General features: G+C 68.7%; 17 protein-coding genes. 6 read left to right on the top strand and 11 right to left on the bottom strand.

From position 1 onward, the window contains the following. Nucleotides 1-64: 64 nt before the first annotated feature. The 3 genes from EJP69_RS08105 to EJP69_RS08095 all read right to left on the bottom strand — a co-directional run bounded on the left by EJP69_RS08105 (nucleotide 65) and on the right by EJP69_RS08095 (nucleotide 3,459). Nucleotides 65-1,492, bottom strand: coding sequence for an aldehyde dehydrogenase family protein (locus tag EJP69_RS08105; RefSeq protein WP_126469340.1), 1,428 nt, complete (start codon nucleotides 1,490-1,492; stop codon nucleotides 65-67). A gap of 33 nt (nucleotides 1,493-1,525) precedes the next feature. Further along, nucleotides 1,526-2,542: an alpha/beta fold hydrolase gene (locus EJP69_RS08100; protein WP_093299350.1), complete on the bottom strand. Its 1,017-nt coding sequence runs from the start codon at nucleotides 2,540-2,542 to the stop codon at nucleotides 1,526-1,528. A 191-nt stretch (nucleotides 2,543-2,733) separates the two neighbouring features. After that, nucleotides 2,734-3,459 (bottom strand): SDR family oxidoreductase, encoded by a 726-nt coding sequence (locus EJP69_RS08095; protein WP_126469339.1) that lies wholly within the window; start codon nucleotides 3,457-3,459, stop codon nucleotides 2,734-2,736. Nucleotides 3,460-3,535: 76 nt separating this feature from the next. Between EJP69_RS08095 and EJP69_RS08090 the strand changes: the two genes are divergently transcribed. From EJP69_RS08090 to EJP69_RS08065, 6 genes are all read left to right on the top strand, one after another. Then, nucleotides 3,536-4,471, top strand: a complete 936-nt coding sequence (locus tag EJP69_RS08090; protein WP_126469338.1) for a LysR family transcriptional regulator — start codon at nucleotides 3,536-3,538, stop codon at nucleotides 4,469-4,471. Nucleotides 4,472-4,607: 136 nt separating this feature from the next. Beyond that, nucleotides 4,608-5,591, top strand: a complete 984-nt coding sequence (locus EJP69_RS08085; RefSeq protein ID WP_126469337.1) for an AraC-like ligand-binding domain-containing protein — start codon at nucleotides 4,608-4,610, stop codon at nucleotides 5,589-5,591. A gap of 186 nt (nucleotides 5,592-5,777) precedes the next feature. Continuing rightward, complete coding sequence (locus EJP69_RS08080) at nucleotides 5,778-6,884, top strand: extracellular catalytic domain type 1 short-chain-length polyhydroxyalkanoate depolymerase (protein ID WP_126469336.1); 1,107 nt, start codon at nucleotides 5,778-5,780, stop codon at nucleotides 6,882-6,884. A gap of 37 nt (nucleotides 6,885-6,921) precedes the next feature. Next, nucleotides 6,922-7,959 carry a PAS domain-containing sensor histidine kinase gene (locus tag EJP69_RS08075; protein WP_126469335.1) on the top strand — a complete coding sequence of 346 codons (1,038 nt, stop codon included), beginning with the start codon at nucleotides 6,922-6,924 and terminating at the stop codon, nucleotides 7,957-7,959. Between the two features lie 17 nt (nucleotides 7,960-7,976). Continuing rightward, nucleotides 7,977-8,609, top strand: a complete 633-nt coding sequence (locus EJP69_RS08070) for a response regulator (RefSeq protein WP_126469334.1) — start codon at nucleotides 7,977-7,979, stop codon at nucleotides 8,607-8,609. Between the two features lie 114 nt (nucleotides 8,610-8,723). Further along, nucleotides 8,724-9,026, top strand: coding sequence for a hypothetical protein (locus EJP69_RS08065; protein WP_126469333.1), 303 nt, complete (start codon nucleotides 8,724-8,726; stop codon nucleotides 9,024-9,026). Between the two features lie 9 nt (nucleotides 9,027-9,035). On the opposite strand, the gene EJP69_RS08060 is transcribed toward EJP69_RS08065, so the two are convergent. Genes EJP69_RS08060 through EJP69_RS08025 form a run of 8 tightly spaced genes read right to left on the bottom strand, consistent with a single transcriptional unit; the run spans nucleotide 9,036 to nucleotide 16,512 of the window. Then, complete coding sequence (locus tag EJP69_RS08060; protein WP_126469332.1) at nucleotides 9,036-9,746, bottom strand: ABC transporter ATP-binding protein; 711 nt, start codon at nucleotides 9,744-9,746, stop codon at nucleotides 9,036-9,038. Nucleotides 9,747-9,753: 7 nt separating this feature from the next. Beyond that, nucleotides 9,754-10,461 (bottom strand): ABC transporter ATP-binding protein, encoded by a 708-nt coding sequence (locus EJP69_RS08055; RefSeq protein WP_093299329.1) that lies wholly within the window; start codon nucleotides 10,459-10,461, stop codon nucleotides 9,754-9,756. Continuing rightward, nucleotides 10,458-11,531: a branched-chain amino acid ABC transporter permease gene (locus tag EJP69_RS08050; protein WP_420824206.1), complete on the bottom strand. Its 1,074-nt coding sequence runs from the start codon at nucleotides 11,529-11,531 to the stop codon at nucleotides 10,458-10,460. The genes EJP69_RS08055 and EJP69_RS08050 overlap by 4 nt, the downstream gene beginning before the upstream one ends. Beyond that, entirely contained in the window at nucleotides 11,528-12,397 is an 870-nt protein-coding gene (locus EJP69_RS08045) for a branched-chain amino acid ABC transporter permease (protein WP_126469331.1), read from the bottom strand. Before EJP69_RS08045 ends, EJP69_RS08050 begins: the two co-directional genes overlap by 4 nt. A gap of 12 nt (nucleotides 12,398-12,409) precedes the next feature. Beyond that, the gene (locus tag EJP69_RS08040) at nucleotides 12,410-13,678 is read right to left on the bottom strand and encodes an ABC transporter substrate-binding protein (RefSeq protein ID WP_126469330.1); all 1,269 of its coding nucleotides are present in this window, start codon (nucleotides 13,676-13,678) and stop codon (nucleotides 12,410-12,412) included. A 43-nt stretch (nucleotides 13,679-13,721) separates the two neighbouring features. Next, nucleotides 13,722-15,224 (bottom strand): aldehyde dehydrogenase family protein, encoded by a 1,503-nt coding sequence (locus tag EJP69_RS08035; protein WP_126469329.1) that lies wholly within the window; start codon nucleotides 15,222-15,224, stop codon nucleotides 13,722-13,724. Nucleotides 15,225-15,273: 49 nt separating this feature from the next. Continuing rightward, complete coding sequence (locus tag EJP69_RS08030; RefSeq protein WP_126469328.1) at nucleotides 15,274-15,663, bottom strand: nuclear transport factor 2 family protein; 390 nt, start codon at nucleotides 15,661-15,663, stop codon at nucleotides 15,274-15,276. Between the two features lie 45 nt (nucleotides 15,664-15,708). Beyond that, nucleotides 15,709-16,512, bottom strand: a complete 804-nt coding sequence (locus EJP69_RS08025; protein ID WP_126469327.1) for a MoaF C-terminal domain-containing protein — start codon at nucleotides 16,510-16,512, stop codon at nucleotides 15,709-15,711. Nucleotides 16,513-16,520 lie beyond the last annotated feature (8 nt).

Genomic DNA, 16,520 nt, shown 5'->3' with positions numbered 1-16,520 from the left:
TTCTGTAGAAAGCATGAGGCAGGATAGCGCCTGCCCCACCCACCCTCGCCGCCCTGGCTCGATTTCAGCCCGGCTGCGCAAGGGCCACGGTCTTCGGCTCCAGGAAGGCTTCCATGCCGAAGAGCCCGAACTCCCTGCCGATGCCCGACTGCTTCACGCCGCCGAAAGGCGCGCTCAGCTCGGGCGTGACGCGGTTGACCAGCACCGAGCCGACGCGCAGCCGCGAAGCCACGTCCAGCGCGCGCTGCGGCTGCGAGGAGAAAACGTAGGCCTGCAGGCCGTACGGCGAGTCGTTCGCGATCTCCACCGCTTCGTCCTCGCCGTCGTAGCCGATCACCGAGAGCACGGGTCCGAAGATCTCCTCGCGCGCGATGTCCATGTCGTTGCGCACTCCCGCGAACACGGTGGGCCGCACGAACCAGCCCTTGTCGAAGCCGTCCGGGCGCCCCTCGCCTCCGGCCACGAGCGTCGCGCCCTGTTCGAGCCCGCGGCAGATGAAACGCTGCACGCGCTCGAACTGCGCCTTGCTCGCGAGCGGCCCGACCGCGGTGGCGGGGTCGCGCGGATCGCCCACGCGCATCGCCGCTGCCGCCACGCGCAGGCCTTCGATGGCCTGCGCCATGCGCGCGTTCGGAATCAGCAGACGCGTACCGGCCACGCAGGCCTGGCCGTTGTTCATGAAGGCCGCGCCCAGTGCCATGGGCAGCACCGTGGCCAGGTCGGCGTCGTCCAGCACCACGGTGGCCGACTTGCCGGAGAGCGCGAGGCTCACGCGCTTCAGCGTCTCCAGGCCTGCGCGTGCGATGAGCTTGCCGGTAGCCGTGGAGCCGGTGAACGAGATCTTTGCGATCGCCGGATGAGTGGCGATCTCGTCGCCCACGTCGCCGCCGCGCCCGAGCAGCACGTTGACGGCGCCTGCCGGCAAGCCGGCCTCGTGCAGCGCCTCGGTCACGACCCGCGCCTGCAACGGGCTGAACTCGCTGGGCTTGATCACCGATGCGCAGCCCGCGGCGATGGCCGAGGCCAGCTTGCTGCAGATGCTGCCGGCGGTGCTGTTCCAGGGCGCGATGAGGCCCGCGACGCCGACCGGCTCCATGCGCACGACGGCATCGCCCATGCGCCGTTCGAAGTCGTAGCCCTCCAGCATGCGGGCCGTGTCGGCGAAGCATTGCGAGGCGTAGTTGCTGACCCATCGCGAACGGGCCAGCGGGCCTCCGTACTCCTCGATCGTGGCTTCGCAGATCTGCTCGGTGCGCGCCAGCACGGCGGCTTCGAGGCGCCTGAGCATGTCGATGCGCTGCGCCTTGGTGCTGCCCGCCAGCGCCGGCTGCGCCCGGCTCGCGGCCTCGATCGCGCGCTTCGCATCGTCGCGATTCGCCAGCGTCACGGTGCCGATCGGCTGCCCGGTGGCCGGGCTGAGCATCTCCAGCCGCTCGCTGCCCTGCACGGGCACGAAGGCGCCGTCGATGTAGGCCTGTTGGATGTTCCACATGGTCGTCGCTCCTGCGCTCAGGGCCTTGTCGACTCAGCCGCGCGCGGCGTCGATCACCGCCTTCGTGAAGGCCTCGGGCGCTTCCTGCGGCAGGTTGTGGCCGATGCCGCCGCTGACCAGCCGATGCTCGTAGCGACCCGAGAACTTCTTCGCGTAGGCGCTGGGCTCCGGGTGCGGCGCGCCGTTGGCGTCGCCTTCGAGCGTGATGGTCGGCACGCCGATCACCGGAGCCTTGGCGAGCCGGTCCTCCAGCGCCTGGTACTTGGCCTCGCCCTCGACCAGGCCGAGGCGCCAGCGGTAGTTGTGGACCGTGATGGCCACGTGGTCGGGGTTGTCGAGCGCCACGGCGCTGCGATCGAAGGTGGCGGCGTCGAAGTTCCACTTGGGCGACGCGGTCTGCCAGATGAGCTTGGCGAAGTCGTGGCGGTTCTTCTCGTAGCCCGCGCGGCCGCGCTCGGTCGCGAAGTAGTACTGGTACCACCACTGCAGCTCGGCCTGCGGCGGCAGCGGCACCTTGCCGGCCTCCTGGCTGCCGATCAGGTAGCCGCTGACCGAAACCAGCGCCTTCACGCGCTGCGGCCACAGCGCGGCCATGATGCAGGCGGTGCGCGCGCCCCAGTCGCAGCCGGCGACGGTGGCGACCTGGATCTTCAGCGCATCCATCAGCGCGATGATGTCGACGGCGACCACCGACTGCTGCCCGTTGCGCGGCGTGTCGGCCGACAGGAAGCGCGTGGTGCCGTAGCCGCGCAGGTACGGCACGATGACGCGGAAGCCCGCCGCCGCGAGCGCCGGTGCCACGTCGACGAACATGTGGATGTCGTAGGGCCAGCCGTGCAGCAGGATCACGGGCGCGCCGTTGGCCGGGCCCGCTTCGTAGTAGCCGATGTTGAGCGTGCCGGCATCGATGCTCTTGAGCGGTTCGAGGCGCCGGGGCGCGCCGGCGGCCTGGGCGAAGGCCGGCGTGAGCGCTGCGAGCTGGGTGGCCGCGGCACCGAGGGCGGCGGCTGCGAGGAAGGTTCTGCGGGGCAGTTGGAGCGACGATGTCATTGGGCTGTCCTGATGATCGATTGGTTCGTGGTGGAAGGGCTGACAGGTGCGAATGTCGCCCCTCGAACCACCATTCGCCCGGCCCTGCGTATCGCTCTGTATCTGGCGCAGTTTTTTCAACAAAACATTTCGATGTCCGCCCCGTGCATGCCCCGCTCCGGGAACTTTCGGGTACTGCCGGCGCCGCTGGTTCACACCAGCCGCAGCCCCCCGTCGCACTCGATGACGGTGCCCGTGGTGTAGCCGTTCTCGATCAGAAACTGGATCGCATGCGCCACGTCCTGCGGCCGGCCCACGCGGCCGACGGGCAGCGTCTCGACCTGCTGGCGGAACAGGTCGTCCTTCATCGCGGCGGGCACGCGGTTCCACCATGGCGTGTCGACGAGGCCCGGCGACACCGCGTTCACGCGGCTCGGCGCCAGCTCGCGCGCCAGGCTGCCCACCATCGCCTCGATCGCGCCGTTGATCGCCGCCAGCCCCGCGGTGCCGGGCAGCGAGTTGCGCGCGGAGATCGCCGTCACGAAGGTCAGGCTGCCGCCCTTGCGCAGCACGCGCGCGCCGGCCTGCGCCGCCTCGAGCTGCGGCCAGAACTTGGCCTCGAAGCCGCGGCGCAGCGACTGCAGGTCGAGCTGCGCGAACTCGCCCGCGCCCTCGCCGCCGCTGAGCGTGAGCACAAGGTGGTCGACGGGCCCTGTGCTCTCGAAGAAGGCGTCGAGCGCGCCGCGGTTGCAGGCGTCGAAGGCCGCGCCGCTCACATTCGGGTCGAGCCCGCCGATCGCCTCCTGCAGCTTGGCGTTGTCGCGTCCCGTCGCGATCACGCGCGCGCCGGTCGCCGCCATGCGCCGCACAGTCTCGAGCCCCACGCCCGACGAGCCGCCGACCACCACCACGGTCTGTTGTTGTTCCTTCTGGGTCATGTCGATTCCTTTGAATGCTGCTGAAAGAGCCCTCAGGTTAGGGAGCGCGGCACTATCATTCAAATCGTTTGGAACCATGGAATACATCAATGAAAGTGATTTCAGGCGGATCGACCTGAACCTGCTGCTGGTGTTCCACGCGCTGCTGCACGAACGCAGCGTCACGCGCGCGGCACAGCGCCTGTTCATCGGCCAGCCTGCGCTGAGCGGAGCGCTCAAGCGCCTGCGCGCCGCGCTGGGCGACGAGCTGTTCGTGCGCACCTCGCACGGCATGACGCCGACGCCGCGCGCGCTCGAGCTCGCGCGCGTCATCGAGCCGCTGCTGCTGTCGCTGCAGCAGGCGCTGCACGCGCGGCCGGCGTTCGACCCGGCGAAGGCCGAGCGCGTGTTCCGCATCGGCTTGAGCGATGCGCTCGAAGTGGCGCTGATGCCGCGGCTCATGCAGCGGCTTGCCGAAGAGGCCCCGGGCGTGCGGCTCATCGCGCGCGAGGCCGACCGCACGAACGCGCCTGCAATGCTCGACGCGGCAGAGATCGAACTGGCGGTGGGCGTCTTCATCGACTGCGCCACCTGGCACCGGCAGCGCGCGCTCTTCGGCTGGAGCTTTGTCTGTGTCTACAACCCCGAACTCGTGAAGGTACGTGGAAAGAAAATCACGCTCGCCGAGTACCTGCGCCACCCGCACCTGCTCACCTCGTTCAGCGCCGACCTCAGCGGCCTCGTCGACGAGCTGCTGCGCGAACGGGGGCACTCGCGCAAGGTCGTCTTCTCGAGCCGCAACTTCGCGACCAGCCCCTTCATCGTGCGGCAGATGCCCGCCATCACCACCGTGCCCACCTTCGCTGCCGCCACCTGGCGCGACGCGCTCGGGCTGGCGGTGAGCCCCTTGCCTTTCGAAACACCGGCTTACGAGGTCTCGCTGCTGTGGACGGCCGCGCGCGATGCCGATCCGGCCCTGCAGTGGCTCATCGGCCTCATGGCGGACACGTTCGGCGGCAAGCCCGTACGCTGAGTTGATCCACAGCGCACTGCGCATTGACCGGAAGCGCAGCCTCCCGCACGCCCCGGGTGGAAACACCGATGATGTCGCGCCGTCGCATGCCTATCCTGCGGAGGCGCTTCCGGGCGCCTTCCAGGGAACCCACGGCATGAACGCACTCCACTTCAGCACGCTGCTCGAACACCCCGCCGACCGGCAGGCCTGCTGGGGCAGGATCAACACCTCCTACTTCGGCGCGCTGAGCGTGCAATGCCTGGACGCAGGCACCTTCGACGCGCGCATGGACGCCTACGAGCTCGGCCCGCTGGGCATGTTCATGATCGAGGCGCCATCGCACCGCGTGGCGCGCCCCGACACGCGCAGCGAGATCGCGCTCGACGAGCACTACAAGCTGGTGCTGCAGCTCGAGGGCCACGGCCACATCTCGCAGCGCGACCGCGAGTTCCACCTGCACCCCGGCGACTGGAGCCTGTACGACCCGCGCGTGCCCTACGCCATCACCAACCCGGAGCGCTCGCGCCTGCTGGCCATCACCATCCCGCGCCAGCAGTTCAAGGGCATGAAGATTCCCGACCTGCACACCTGCGAGGCGCACACGCCCGCGATGCAGGGGCTCTACGCGGTGCTCGGCTCCTTCCTCACCTCGCTGGCCGACCAGCTGCCCTCGCTGCCCAACGCGGTCGGCCGCTCTGTCAGCGACACGGTGCTGGGCCTGCTGGCATCCACGCTGGCCACGCACTCCGACGAGCAGTTCGGCGCGCACCCGGTGCCGGGCGTGCTCAAGGCGCGCGTGAAGCAGTTCGTTCACGCGCACCTCGCCGACCCGGCCCTGTCGCTGGACCTCATCGCGCAGCAGCTGCGCTGCTCCAAGCGCTACCTGCACCGCGTGTTCGAGGACGAGGACCAGACGCTCGACCGCTTCATCTGGCAGATGCGCCTGGAGCGCTGCGGCGAGGCGCTGCGCAACGCGGCGGGCCGGCGCGCATCGGTGTCGGAGATCGCCTTCGCCTGGGGCTTCAACAGCAGCGCGCATTTCTGCCGAGCGTTCAAGGCGCAGTACGGCGTGTCGCCGCGCGAGTTCCAGCGGCGCGAGGCGGAGAAGCCTGCCGCGTCGGCAATGCTGACGCACTAGGGCGCGACCGGGAGCAGGCCTTCGGGCTCCCCGGGGCCCTGAACCCGCGGAAGTACGCCTCCGTGGACGGGATAACCCGCTGCCGCAATCAGAATCTTCCGATGGCAGCTATGCCGACGGGTCAGTCAAATCCGTGGCGCAGCGCTGCATGCAGCCTGCGATCCACAAGACCCCAGGAGGCAATCCATGTTCTTCAAGAAAGCCCGCGCGCTCATCCAGGCGCTGCGGATCGTTCCCTTGTTGTGCGCGTCGCTGTGCTTCGCCGGAACTCCGGCCGGCCAATGGAAAGACGGAATCTTCGTCGCATCGTGGCCCTTTCTCCTGAACACCTACACGTACAAGGTGTGGCTGCCTTCCGGCTACGGCGCCAGCGTTCTTTCGGGAGCGAAGATGCCCGTTCTCCTGTTGCTGCACGGCTGCACCTCGAACCCGGAGAACATGGCGGAGGTCAGCCGCATGAACGACATCGCGGACAGGGAGGGCTTCATCGTCGTCTATCCCAAGGAGCCGGTCGTGCGCAACCCGATGGGATGCTGGAACTTCTACAACCCCGAGAACCAGGCGCGCAACTCGGGCGAAGCCGGCGCGATCCACGGGATCCTGCAGGAGGTGATGACTTCCTACAGGAGCGTCGCGGACCGCCAGCGCGTGTATGTCGCGGGCATCTCCGCTGGAGGAGGCATGACGGCCATCATGGCCGCCTGCTATCCGGACGTCTTCGCCGCCGCGGCGATCCATTCCGGAGGGATGTACAAGGCCGCCACCGGCCCCGTCAGCGACATCGCGGTACTGCCGTTCGGCAGCATCTTCGACCCCGACGTGCGGGGCCAGGACGCCTGGGAGTGCGGCGGCAAGCTCCGCCGCCAGGTGCCGATGCTCGTCTTCCACGGCACCACGGACATCGTGGTCAATCCGAAGAACGGCAGGCAGGCCGCCCAGCAGTTCGTCCAGACCAACGACCTCGCCGACGATGCCAGGGACAATGACTCCGTGCCCTACCAGAATCCGGCAGGCCAGGTTTCGTACGACGACGGATACAAGCGCAACAAGCCGAGCACCACGGAATCGGTCGCCGAGACTCCGGAGAAGCGTGCCTACAAAAAGGAGACCTACATGAGCAGCGACAACAGCAAGGTCCTGGTCCAGATGTACACCATCGAAGGAATGAACCATGCCTGGAGCGGCGGCAAGCCGGGCATGGCCTTCAGCGACCCCAGGGGGCCCGATGCTTCGCAGATCAGCTGGGACTTCTTCAAGGCATATACGCTGGATGGCAACATCACCTCCAGGTAGGCTCGCGTCCTCTCCCGAGTAGCGACCTGCCACTCCCATGGCCCAGGACCCACCACTGCCGGACATCCCCTTCCACGCGATCGTCGAACAGTCGCTCGCCGGGATCTACATACTGCAGGACGAGTGCTTCGCCTATGCCAACTCCACCTGGGCGGCATTGATCGGATACACGCCCGCGGAGATCATCGGCGTCCACCTGTCGCGCGCGGTTCCCGCCGACTTCCTTCCCGAGGTGCTGAGGCTGTATCACTTGAGGCTGGCCGGCACTCCGCCGAGCCTCCGGTTCGTCACGCGCGGCCTGCATCGCGACGGGCACACGGTGTACATCGAGGTGCACGGCTCGCGCATGATGTTTCGTGGCCGGCCCGCGGTCATGGGCGTCGGCGTGGACGTCACCCAGCAGCTGCGCAACGAGCAGGAGCTTCGCGCATCGCAGGAGCAGCTGCGGGACCTCGCCGCGCACACGACCAGGAAGCTGGAGGAGCAGCGACAGGACATCGCCCGCGACATGCACGACGTGCTGGGCGGCATGCTCACGTCGATCAAGATGGATGCTTCGCGGGTGCTGAAGCGCACCGAAAGCGATGAGACGCGCGAGCTGGTCAGAGGCATTCTGGGGCTGACGCAGGAAACCATCGATGCGGTGAAGCGCATGTCCGAGGCCCTGCGCCCGAGCGCGCTCGATCATCTGGACCTGTCGGTCGCGGTGCAGCGCGACCTGCAGGAGTTCTCGCAGCGCCACGGCATTGCCCACCAGGTCCACTCGCAGGAAATGTCCGTGCGTCTTTCGCCGAGACGGGCGCTTGCGGTCTACCGGATCTTCAGCGAAGCGCTGACCAACGTGGCACGCCACTCGCAAGCCGGTTCGGTCGAGGTTCACCTGGCGTCCATCGAAGACGAAGTCGTGCTCTCGATGAAGGACGACGGCCAGGGCTTCGACCCGGCATCGCTGCCCAGGCCCGCGCTCGGCCTGCTCGGCATGAGCGAAAGGGCGAGGGAGATCGAAGGCTCCCTGCGCATCGATTCCACGCCCGGCCGGGGAACGCGGCTGGAGCTGCGGGCTCCCCTGCTCTGAAAGCCGAAGGCAGCCGGATGATCGACCTGCTGATCGTTGACGACCACGCGATATTCCGCTCGGGCCTGCAGCGGCTGATGCTGGACGAGAGCGACATCCGCGTGGCCGGCCAGGCCAGCAACTTCGCGCAGGCGCTCGAGCTGCTCCAGCAGTGCCGCTTCAGCCTGGTTCTGCTGGACATCAACCTCGAGGGTCGCAGCGGGCTCGACCTGCTCGCGTCGCTGCGGATCAGGTGGCCCCGGCTTCCCGTGCTCGTGCTGTCGATGTATCCGGAAACCCAGTACGCGCTGGTGGCCATCCGCGAAGGGGCGAACGGCTACGTCGCCAAGGACTCGGAACCGACGGAACTCATGGGGGCGATACGCCTGGTGGCCGGAGGCGGCCAGTATGTGAGCAGCGGGCTCGCGTCGCAGATTCACCAGCAGGGCCGGGGCATCGACATGCGCCCACCCCACCAGCGGCTGACGACGCGCGAACACCAGATCATGCTGATGCTGCTCAAGGGGATGTCGCTGACGCACATCGGCGAGGAGATGCTGATCAGCGTGAAGACCGTCAGCACCCATCGCGCGCATCTGCTGGAAAAGCTGGGTGTTTCGAGCACTGCCGAACTTGTCCTCTATGCCGTGCGGAATGGCCTGATCCATTGACCGCGACACGGTACGCGGTGCCGCACATGACGAAAGCGTAATCGCGGCGTCGGCTTCTCCGGCAGGCAGCCTTCCTAGAGTCGGTTCCACCAACTCAACAGGAAGGAACCTTTCGTGAAACGCACCCTGCTCGCCCTCGGCACCCTCGCCCTCTTCTCCACCGCCTTCGCGCAGCAACCGCACGCCCATAGCGCCGAAGCCGAGGCCGACTTCGACAGCAAGCCGCAGGCCGCCGCCGAAGCGAAGAAGAACAACAAGCAACCCGGCGCGGTGCGCATCAAGGACGGAGGCACCGCGCGCGGCGAGGGCTCGGCCGTAACGACGCCCAGCAAGACGGAGAAGGCTGGCGAGGCCCGTGCCGAGGCGCGCGAAGCCAAGCCGCACAGCCTGCCCAAGCCGGGCGGCACGCCGAAGTAAGGAAAGTCTTCAGGCCGCCGCGAGATAGCTGCTGTGCAGTATCTCCGGCCGGCTGCGCAGCTCCTGCGACGAACCCGCGAAGGCCATGCGCCCGCGCTCCAGCACGTAGGCACGGCTCGACACCGCGAGCGCCACCGTCGTGAACTGCTCGATCAGCAGCACGCCCACGCCTTCGCGCGCGACCTGCTGCACCACCTCCACCAGCCGCTTCACCACCGTGGGCGCGAGCCCCAGCGAGAGCTCGTCGATGGCCAGGTAGCGCGGCTTGCCGATCAGCGCCTGCGCGATGCAGACCATCTGCTTCTGCCCGCCCGAGAGCGAACGCGCGGGCAGCGCGAGCTTCACGCGCAGTTCGGGAAACACCGCGAGCACCTGTTCCACTGCGTCGGCCACGCGTGCCGCCGGCAACGCAGTGGCGGCTGCGCGCAGGTTGTCGAGCACCGAGAGATCGCCGAGCACGCGATGCCCCTCAGGCACCACCGCCACGCCGAGCGCGCGCACGCGCTCGGGCCGCTGGCCGTGCAGCGCATTTCCTTCGACCTCGATCCGGCCGCCGGTCAACGGCAGCGCACCGCCGATGGCCATCACCGTGCTCGACTTGCCCGCGCCGTTGGCGCCCAGCAGCGCCGTCACTTCTCCGGGCGGCACCTGCAGGTCGATGCCGTGCAGCACGGCCTTGCCGCCGCGCTGCAGGCGCAGATCGTTCACGCTGAGCATGATGTGCTTGTCACTCCGTTCCGAGATAGGCCTTGCGCACGGCCGGGTCGTCGAGCACCTCGCGCGTCGGGCCGAGCGCGAGGCGGCGGCCGAAATCGAGCACCAGGGTCTGCGTGCAGGTGGCGGCGATCAGGTCGACGTCGTGGTCGATCAGCAGCACCTGCGCGCCGCAGAAGGCGTGCACCGAGCCGATCACGCGCCGCAGCGCGCCGGCTTCCTGCTCGGTGAGGCCCGCGCCGGGCTCGTCGAGCAGCAGCAACTTGGGCGCGCCGACCAGCGACTTGGCGATCTCGAGCATGCGGCGCTGGAACAGGTTGAGCCGATGGCCCAGCACCGTGGCCGCGTCGAGCAGGCCGGTGTACGCCAGCGCCCGCGTGACCTGTGCAACAGCATCGCCGCGCGCATGCGGCACATGGTCGAGCAAGGCGCGCACGTTGTCCCACACGCTCAGGTCCTCCACCACCTGCTCGGTCTGGAAGGAGCGGCGCAGACCGAAGCGCACGCGCTCGATGGGCTTCAGGCCCAGCAGGTCGGCACCGTCCACCGCGACCGTGCCGCTGCGCGGCAGCACCAGGCCGCTGAGCACGTTGACCAGCGTGGTCTTGCCAGCGCCGTTGGGGCCGATGAGGCCGCACACCGGCGCGTCGAGTTCGGCCGTGAGCGCATCGATGGCCTTGACGCCGCCGAAGGCGACGGTGAGATCGCTGATGCGGATCATGGCGCTGCGTCCTTGCCCGCACCCGGGAGCCGTTTGCGGACCGCGTCGATCAACCCCGCCAGTTGCCCTGCAATGCCGCTCGGCGCGGTGATGAGGGCATGCAGCAGCGCCACACCGAAGAAGATCATCGCCAGATAACCGTTGACACCGAAGTCCGTCAGCAACGCAGGCACCGCCCGCAGCAGCAGCCCCGCAATCAGCGCGCCGGCCCAGTGATAGACGCCGCCCACCACCGTGAGCGCGAACAGCATCACCGAGTCGCCCGCGGTGAAGGCGCGCCCGTCGAGCTGCCCCACCCCACCCGCGAGCAATGCGCCCGCCACGCCGGCGCAGAAGCCGGCCAGGCCGAAGGCCCAGGTCTGGTAGCGCAGGATGTTCACGCCGGCCGCCACGGCCGCCGCCTCGCCGCGACGGATCAACGCCCACGAACGCCCGGCGCGCGTGCGCCGGTGCAGCTCGATCAGCACCAGCACCACCGCCAGCCACACGGCCACGTAGCGAAAATAGGCTGCATCGGTGAGCGCCAGCGCGGGCCGGGGCATCATGAGCCGCTCGCTGCCGAACACGCGGCCCAGCCAGCCGGCGCCGCCGTCAGGAAAGCCCGTGACGTTGATGACCACCTGGAAGCCGCCCGCCATCATCATCGTGACGAGCGCCAGGTACAGCCCCTTGAGCCGCAGCGCCGGCAGGCCTGCGAGCATGCCCACCGCGCACGACAGCAGCCCGCCCGCGAGCACCGACAGCTCGAATGGCCAGCCCAGCCCGTGCCCCGCGCGCAGCGCGATCCAGCCGCCCGCGCCGAGCAGCGCGTACTGGCACAGCGACACCAGCCCGAGCTGCCCGTAGAGCAGCGCCACGCCGGCCGCCGCGATCGACAGCGCGAGCGATGAAGTGAGCGTCTTGATCCAGTAGGCATTGGCCAGCCACGGCACCACGAGGCCGATGAGCAGCACGCTGCCCACCATCACCGCCAGCGAAATGCGCGCGCGGCGCGAGGCTTCGGCGAGCGAGGCAGGCAGCACCTCCTGCGCCGGCATAGCTCCTGCAATGGTCGAGGAAGCGCTGCTCATGCCTGCCGAGTCCCCGTGCGATAGAACACGATCATCGCCAGCGCAATCAGGAACGGCGTGGCCGTGCGGAACGACGCGAAGCCAGGCACCGTGATCGCCAGCGCCTCCAGCACGCCGATGGCGATGCCGCCCGCCACCGTGGCCGGCAGCGAATGCAGCCGGCCGATGATGGCCGCCGCGAATGCGGGAATCACCAGGAAGGTCAACAGCGTGGCCTGCAGCCGCACGATGTTGGCCAGCAGCAGACCGCACACGCCGGCAAAGGCGCCGCTGAGCACCCAGGCCACCGTGTCCACCCCCAGCACGCGAATGCCCAGCAGCGCGCTCAGGTCTCGGTCGTTGGCCAGCGCGCGCATCTTCAGGCCCACGCGCGTCTTCGACAGCAGCAGGCCGACGCCGCCCATCATCAGCACGGCCAGCGCGAGCCCCAGCGCGCGCGTGTGGGTGAGGCGCACGTCGACCTCGCCGAGCACGAAGTCGAGTGCGCCCGCGTCGGTCGGCAGCACCAGCCGGCGCGGCTGCTCGCCCCAGTACCACTCGGTGAAGCCGACCACCACCAGCGCGAAGCCCAGCGTGGCGATGCTGCGGATGGTCGGGTCGCGGTGCGAGAGGCGCGGCGCCAGCAGGCGACCGTAGGCCAGCGAGAGCAGCATCGCCGTGACAATGGCCGCGGACCACGCAAGGGCCTGCGGCCAGTCGGCCTCGAGCATCGACCAGGCCACGTAGGCGCCGATCGCGCCGATGGCACCGAACGCGAAGTTCAGCACGCCCGACGAGCGGTAGAGCACCACCAGCCCCACGCCAGAGAGCGCATAGACCGCGCCCAGGCCCAGGCCGGAGATGACGAAGGGCAGGTATTCCTCCATGGCAGGGCGTGCCTACTTCAGGCCCATCTTCTGCTCGTCGGCGCGGATGTCGACCAGCTCCGGGTCTTCCGCCGTCAGGCAGCCGCCGGGCGCGAAGCGCCAGCCGTTGCCGTCGGGGCTGGCGACCGGGCCGCTGTTGTTGGCGTTGTGGCGGTTGCCGCTGCCCACGTAGAAGGGCTTGCAGAGGATGTCGCTCTTGAAGTCGCTGACCTTGCGCAGCGCGTCGGTCACGCCCGCGCGGTCGATCTTCTTCGGGTCCATCTTCAGCAGCGCCTGCGTCACGATGCGCGCGGCCAGGTAGCCGGCCTGCGAGAAGGTGTCGCGCGGGTCGCTCTTCGCGCCGTACTTGTCCATCACCGCGAGCCAGTTCTTGTTGTCCGGGCCGGCCGATTCGAGCGGGTTGAATTCGAGGTTGACGTCGAAGTTGCCCTTCCAGTAAGGCCCGATGGCCTTGGGCACGTCGGCGTTGTAGGCCGGCGCGGCCGACACGAAGCGGATCTTCTTGCCGATGTTCTGCTGCTCGGCGGCCGCCAGCATCGGCACCAGGATGCCCTTGGGCACGTTCATGATGATGGTGTCGGGCTTCTTGGCGGCCGCCTGCAGCATGGTCGAAGTTGCATCGGCCGAGCCGGGGTCGATGGCGATGGTCTCGACCTCCACGCCGTTCTTCCTGCCCCACTCCTTCGGCCCTTCGCAGGCCCAGTTGCCCAGGCTGGGGATGTTCGGAATGATGCAGACCATCTTCTTCGCCTTGTACTTCTGCGCGGCGTACATCGCGGCGATGGTGGCCGACACGCGCGGCCCCGCGTTCACCGGCACGTAGTTGCGCGCGTTGAAGCACTCGCGCGGCACGCCCGTGCCGGCGATGACCATCACGCCCTCGTCGGCGTACATCTTGGCGTTGGCACCGCACTCCACGAAGCTGGTGCTGCCCGCGAGCGCGACCACCTTGCGGTCCTTCACCAGCTTGGAGGCGACCTGCGCGGCGGTCTCGGGGTTCCACTGGTCGTCGACCACGATGTAGTCGACCGGGCGGCCGTTGATGCCGCCGTTGGCATTCACGCACTTGAAGTACGCGGCCGCCGCCTGGCCCGAGGCGCTGAAGTCGTCGGGGCCGGTCTTGCCGACCACCGCACCGATGGGAATGGGCTCGCCCGTGGCGGGCTTGCCGGTGTTGAGGCCGCAGTCGAGGCCCGACTGTGCCCATGCACCGCCCGCGCCTGCGATGCCCATTGCGCCGACGAATGCGGACAGCGCGATCTTCTTTTGGTGTCTCTTCATGATGAATGTCTCCTGTTCTTTCTCGTGACCGGAACTGCGGCGGCTACACCGCCATGCACACGCTCTTGAGCTCGGTGAAGCTCTCGACCGCCGCGCGCCCCAGGTCGCGCCCGTAGCCCGACTGCTTCACTCCACCCAGCGGCAGCGCGTTGTCGAGCACGTTGTGCGCGTTGACCCAGACCACGCCCGCCTGCAGGCGCGGCACGATGCGGTGCACGGCCGAGAGGCTGTTCGACCACACGCTGGCGGCCAGGCCATAGGCGCTGTCGTTGGCCATGCGGATCGCGTCTTCCACGTCGTCGAAGGGGACGATGGTCGCGACCGGGCCGAAGACTTCCTCGCGCACGATGCGCATCGAGGGCTTCGCGTCGACGAAGACGGTGGGCTTCACGAAGCAGCCGCCGTCGAATGCGCGGCCGCCGCCGGTCACGAGCGTCGCGCCCTCGGCCACGGCGCCATCGATGTGCGCCATCACGCGGTCCATGTGGCGGCGCGACACCAGCGGGCCGAACTGCGCCTGCGGATCGAAGCCCGAGCCGATGTGCAGCCCCTCGGCCACCTGAGCCAGCTGCGACACCACCTTGTCGAAGATGCCGCGCTGCACGTACACGCGCGAGCCCGCCGTGCACACCTGCCCCTGGTGGAAGAAGATGCCGTTGGCCGCGCCCTGCGCCGCCGCGGCAGGGTCGGCGTCGTCCAGCACGATCAGCGGCGACTTGCCGCCGAGCTCCAGCGTGAAGCGCGCCATGTTGTCGACGGCGGCATGGCCGATCAGCCGGCCCACGCCGGTCGATCCGGTGAAGCTGATCTTGCGGATGTCCGGATGCGCGGCGAGCGCCGCGCCGGCCGTGGCGCCGCGTCCGCACACCACGTTGAGCGCGCCCGGCGGAAAGCCCGCTTCGATGGCCAGCTCGGCCAGCCGCAGCGCGGTGAGCGGTGTTTCCTCCGACGGCTTGAGCACCACGGTGCAGCCGGCCGCGAGCGCGGGCGCCACTTTCCACAGCGCGATGGCGAGCGGAAAGTTCCACGGCACGATGGCGCCCACCACGCCCACCGGCTCGCGCCGCGTGTACGTCACCCACTGCGGGCCCGGAATGCCGATGGAGTTGTCGAGCGTCTGGCCTTCCAGCTTGGTGGCCCAGCCCGCCATGTAGCGCACGAACTCCGCGCCGGCGCCCACGTCAACCATGCGCGCGATGCCGCGCAGCTTGCCGCTTTGCAGCGTCTCGAGCGCGCTGAGTTCGTCGGCATGCGATTCGATCAGCGTCGACAGCGTGTAGAGCATGCGCTCGCGATCGGCCGGTCGCAGCGACTTCCACGCGGCGCTCTCGAAGGTGCGGCGCGCGCTGGCGACTGCCGCATTCACGTCGGCCGCGTCGCTGTCGGGCGCCTCGGCCACGGTCATCTCGGTGGCGGGGTCGACCACGGGCAGGTAGCTGCCGCTCACGGGCGCTTCCTCGCGACCGTCGATGTGGTTGCCGCGCCGGCGCTGCGCCAGCAGGCCCACCTGGCCGAGGTGTTCGATCGACAGGTCTCGCAGATTCATGAAGAGGCTCCGGGGCGATGCGTTGAGGAGGAGGAAGAAAGAAGTGCCGTCACTGCATGGCCCGCGCCACGAGCAGCGTGTCGGTGAACTGCTCGAAGCGCCGCACCTTGCCGCCCTGCACCTGCCACACGTGGGTGACGCGCGCGTGCATGGTCTTGCCCGTGGCGCGGTTGCGGCCGTGGTAGTCGCCGATGCCGACCACGGTGTCGCCGCCATCGACCAGCCGCTCGAGCACGAAGCGGTAGCCCTCCCACTCGGCGCCCAGCACCTTGAAGACCTTCTCGATCACCTGCGCCGGACCGACGTGCGTGCCGGCGCACGGAAAGCCGGCCATCTCGGTCCACTGCACGTCGTCGGCGATGTCGGCGAACATGGCTTCGAGGTCCTGGCGGTCGGAGGCGGCGTAGTGGTCGGCGACGATCTGGTGGGGCGTGCGCATGAGGTGAAGCTCCTGGGTGTGACAGCGAAAAAAGAAGGGAAGAGATCAGACCGGCCCGAACTCGGGCGGATAGAAGGTCTGCGAGGCCTTGCGCATGAAGGCGCCCGCGGGGTTGTTGGCGACTTCGCCGGCACCGGTGACGCCGAGGAACTTGCCGGTCGAGCGGCCTTGCGCGAAGTCGAAGAAGAACACCGACGCGACCGGGATCAGGAACTCGCGGAAGGTGAAGACGTACTGCCCGTCGTCGAACTTCCAGTAGCTCGCGAGATCCACGTCGCCGTGGCCGCGCTGCACGCCGACCAGGCACTGCCACGCGTAGCGCTCCGAGCTCAGATAGGTGTGCTCGTAGGTGTGGTTGGGGCTGTAGGTCTGCCAGGTGCGCAGGCCGATGAGGTCGCGCGTGGCGTGCGGTTCGATGCCCGATGCGGCAGCGCCGCCTTCGAGCGTGCCGGGCCAGAAGTCCTGCGGCACGCGCGGCTGGCCAGCAGCTTCCTCGGCGCTGACGATGCGGCAGCGGATGGCGAGCACGCGGCGCGTGCGCGTGTTGAGTACCACGGTCAGTGCCTCGGTAGGACGGCTGCCCTGGGTGATGTCGAGAAAGAAGGTGTCGGGCGCGACCTCGATGGCCTCGTACCAGTCGCCCTGCTCCTGCCCGCCGCGTGCGCCCTCCTCCTGCCAATCGATCGTGTGCTGCGTGCGCGGCTTCAGCGTGAGGCGAAAGTCGGGCAATGCCAGCACCAGCGTCTGGCCCGCGAGCGCGTCGGTGGGCGGCAGGCGGTTGGTGGCGATGCCGAGCGCGAACTGGTCGTAGGTCTTCCAGTCGGCGGGCTTGGTGGTGTCGTTGTTCATGGTTTTCT

This window comes from Variovorax gossypii (assembly GCF_003965815.1).
Taxonomy (GTDB): domain Bacteria; phylum Pseudomonadota; class Gammaproteobacteria; order Burkholderiales; family Burkholderiaceae_C; genus Variovorax; species Variovorax gossypii.
Note: the sequence above shows the minus strand (reverse complement) of the source record. Positions and strands in the feature narration are given on the sequence as shown.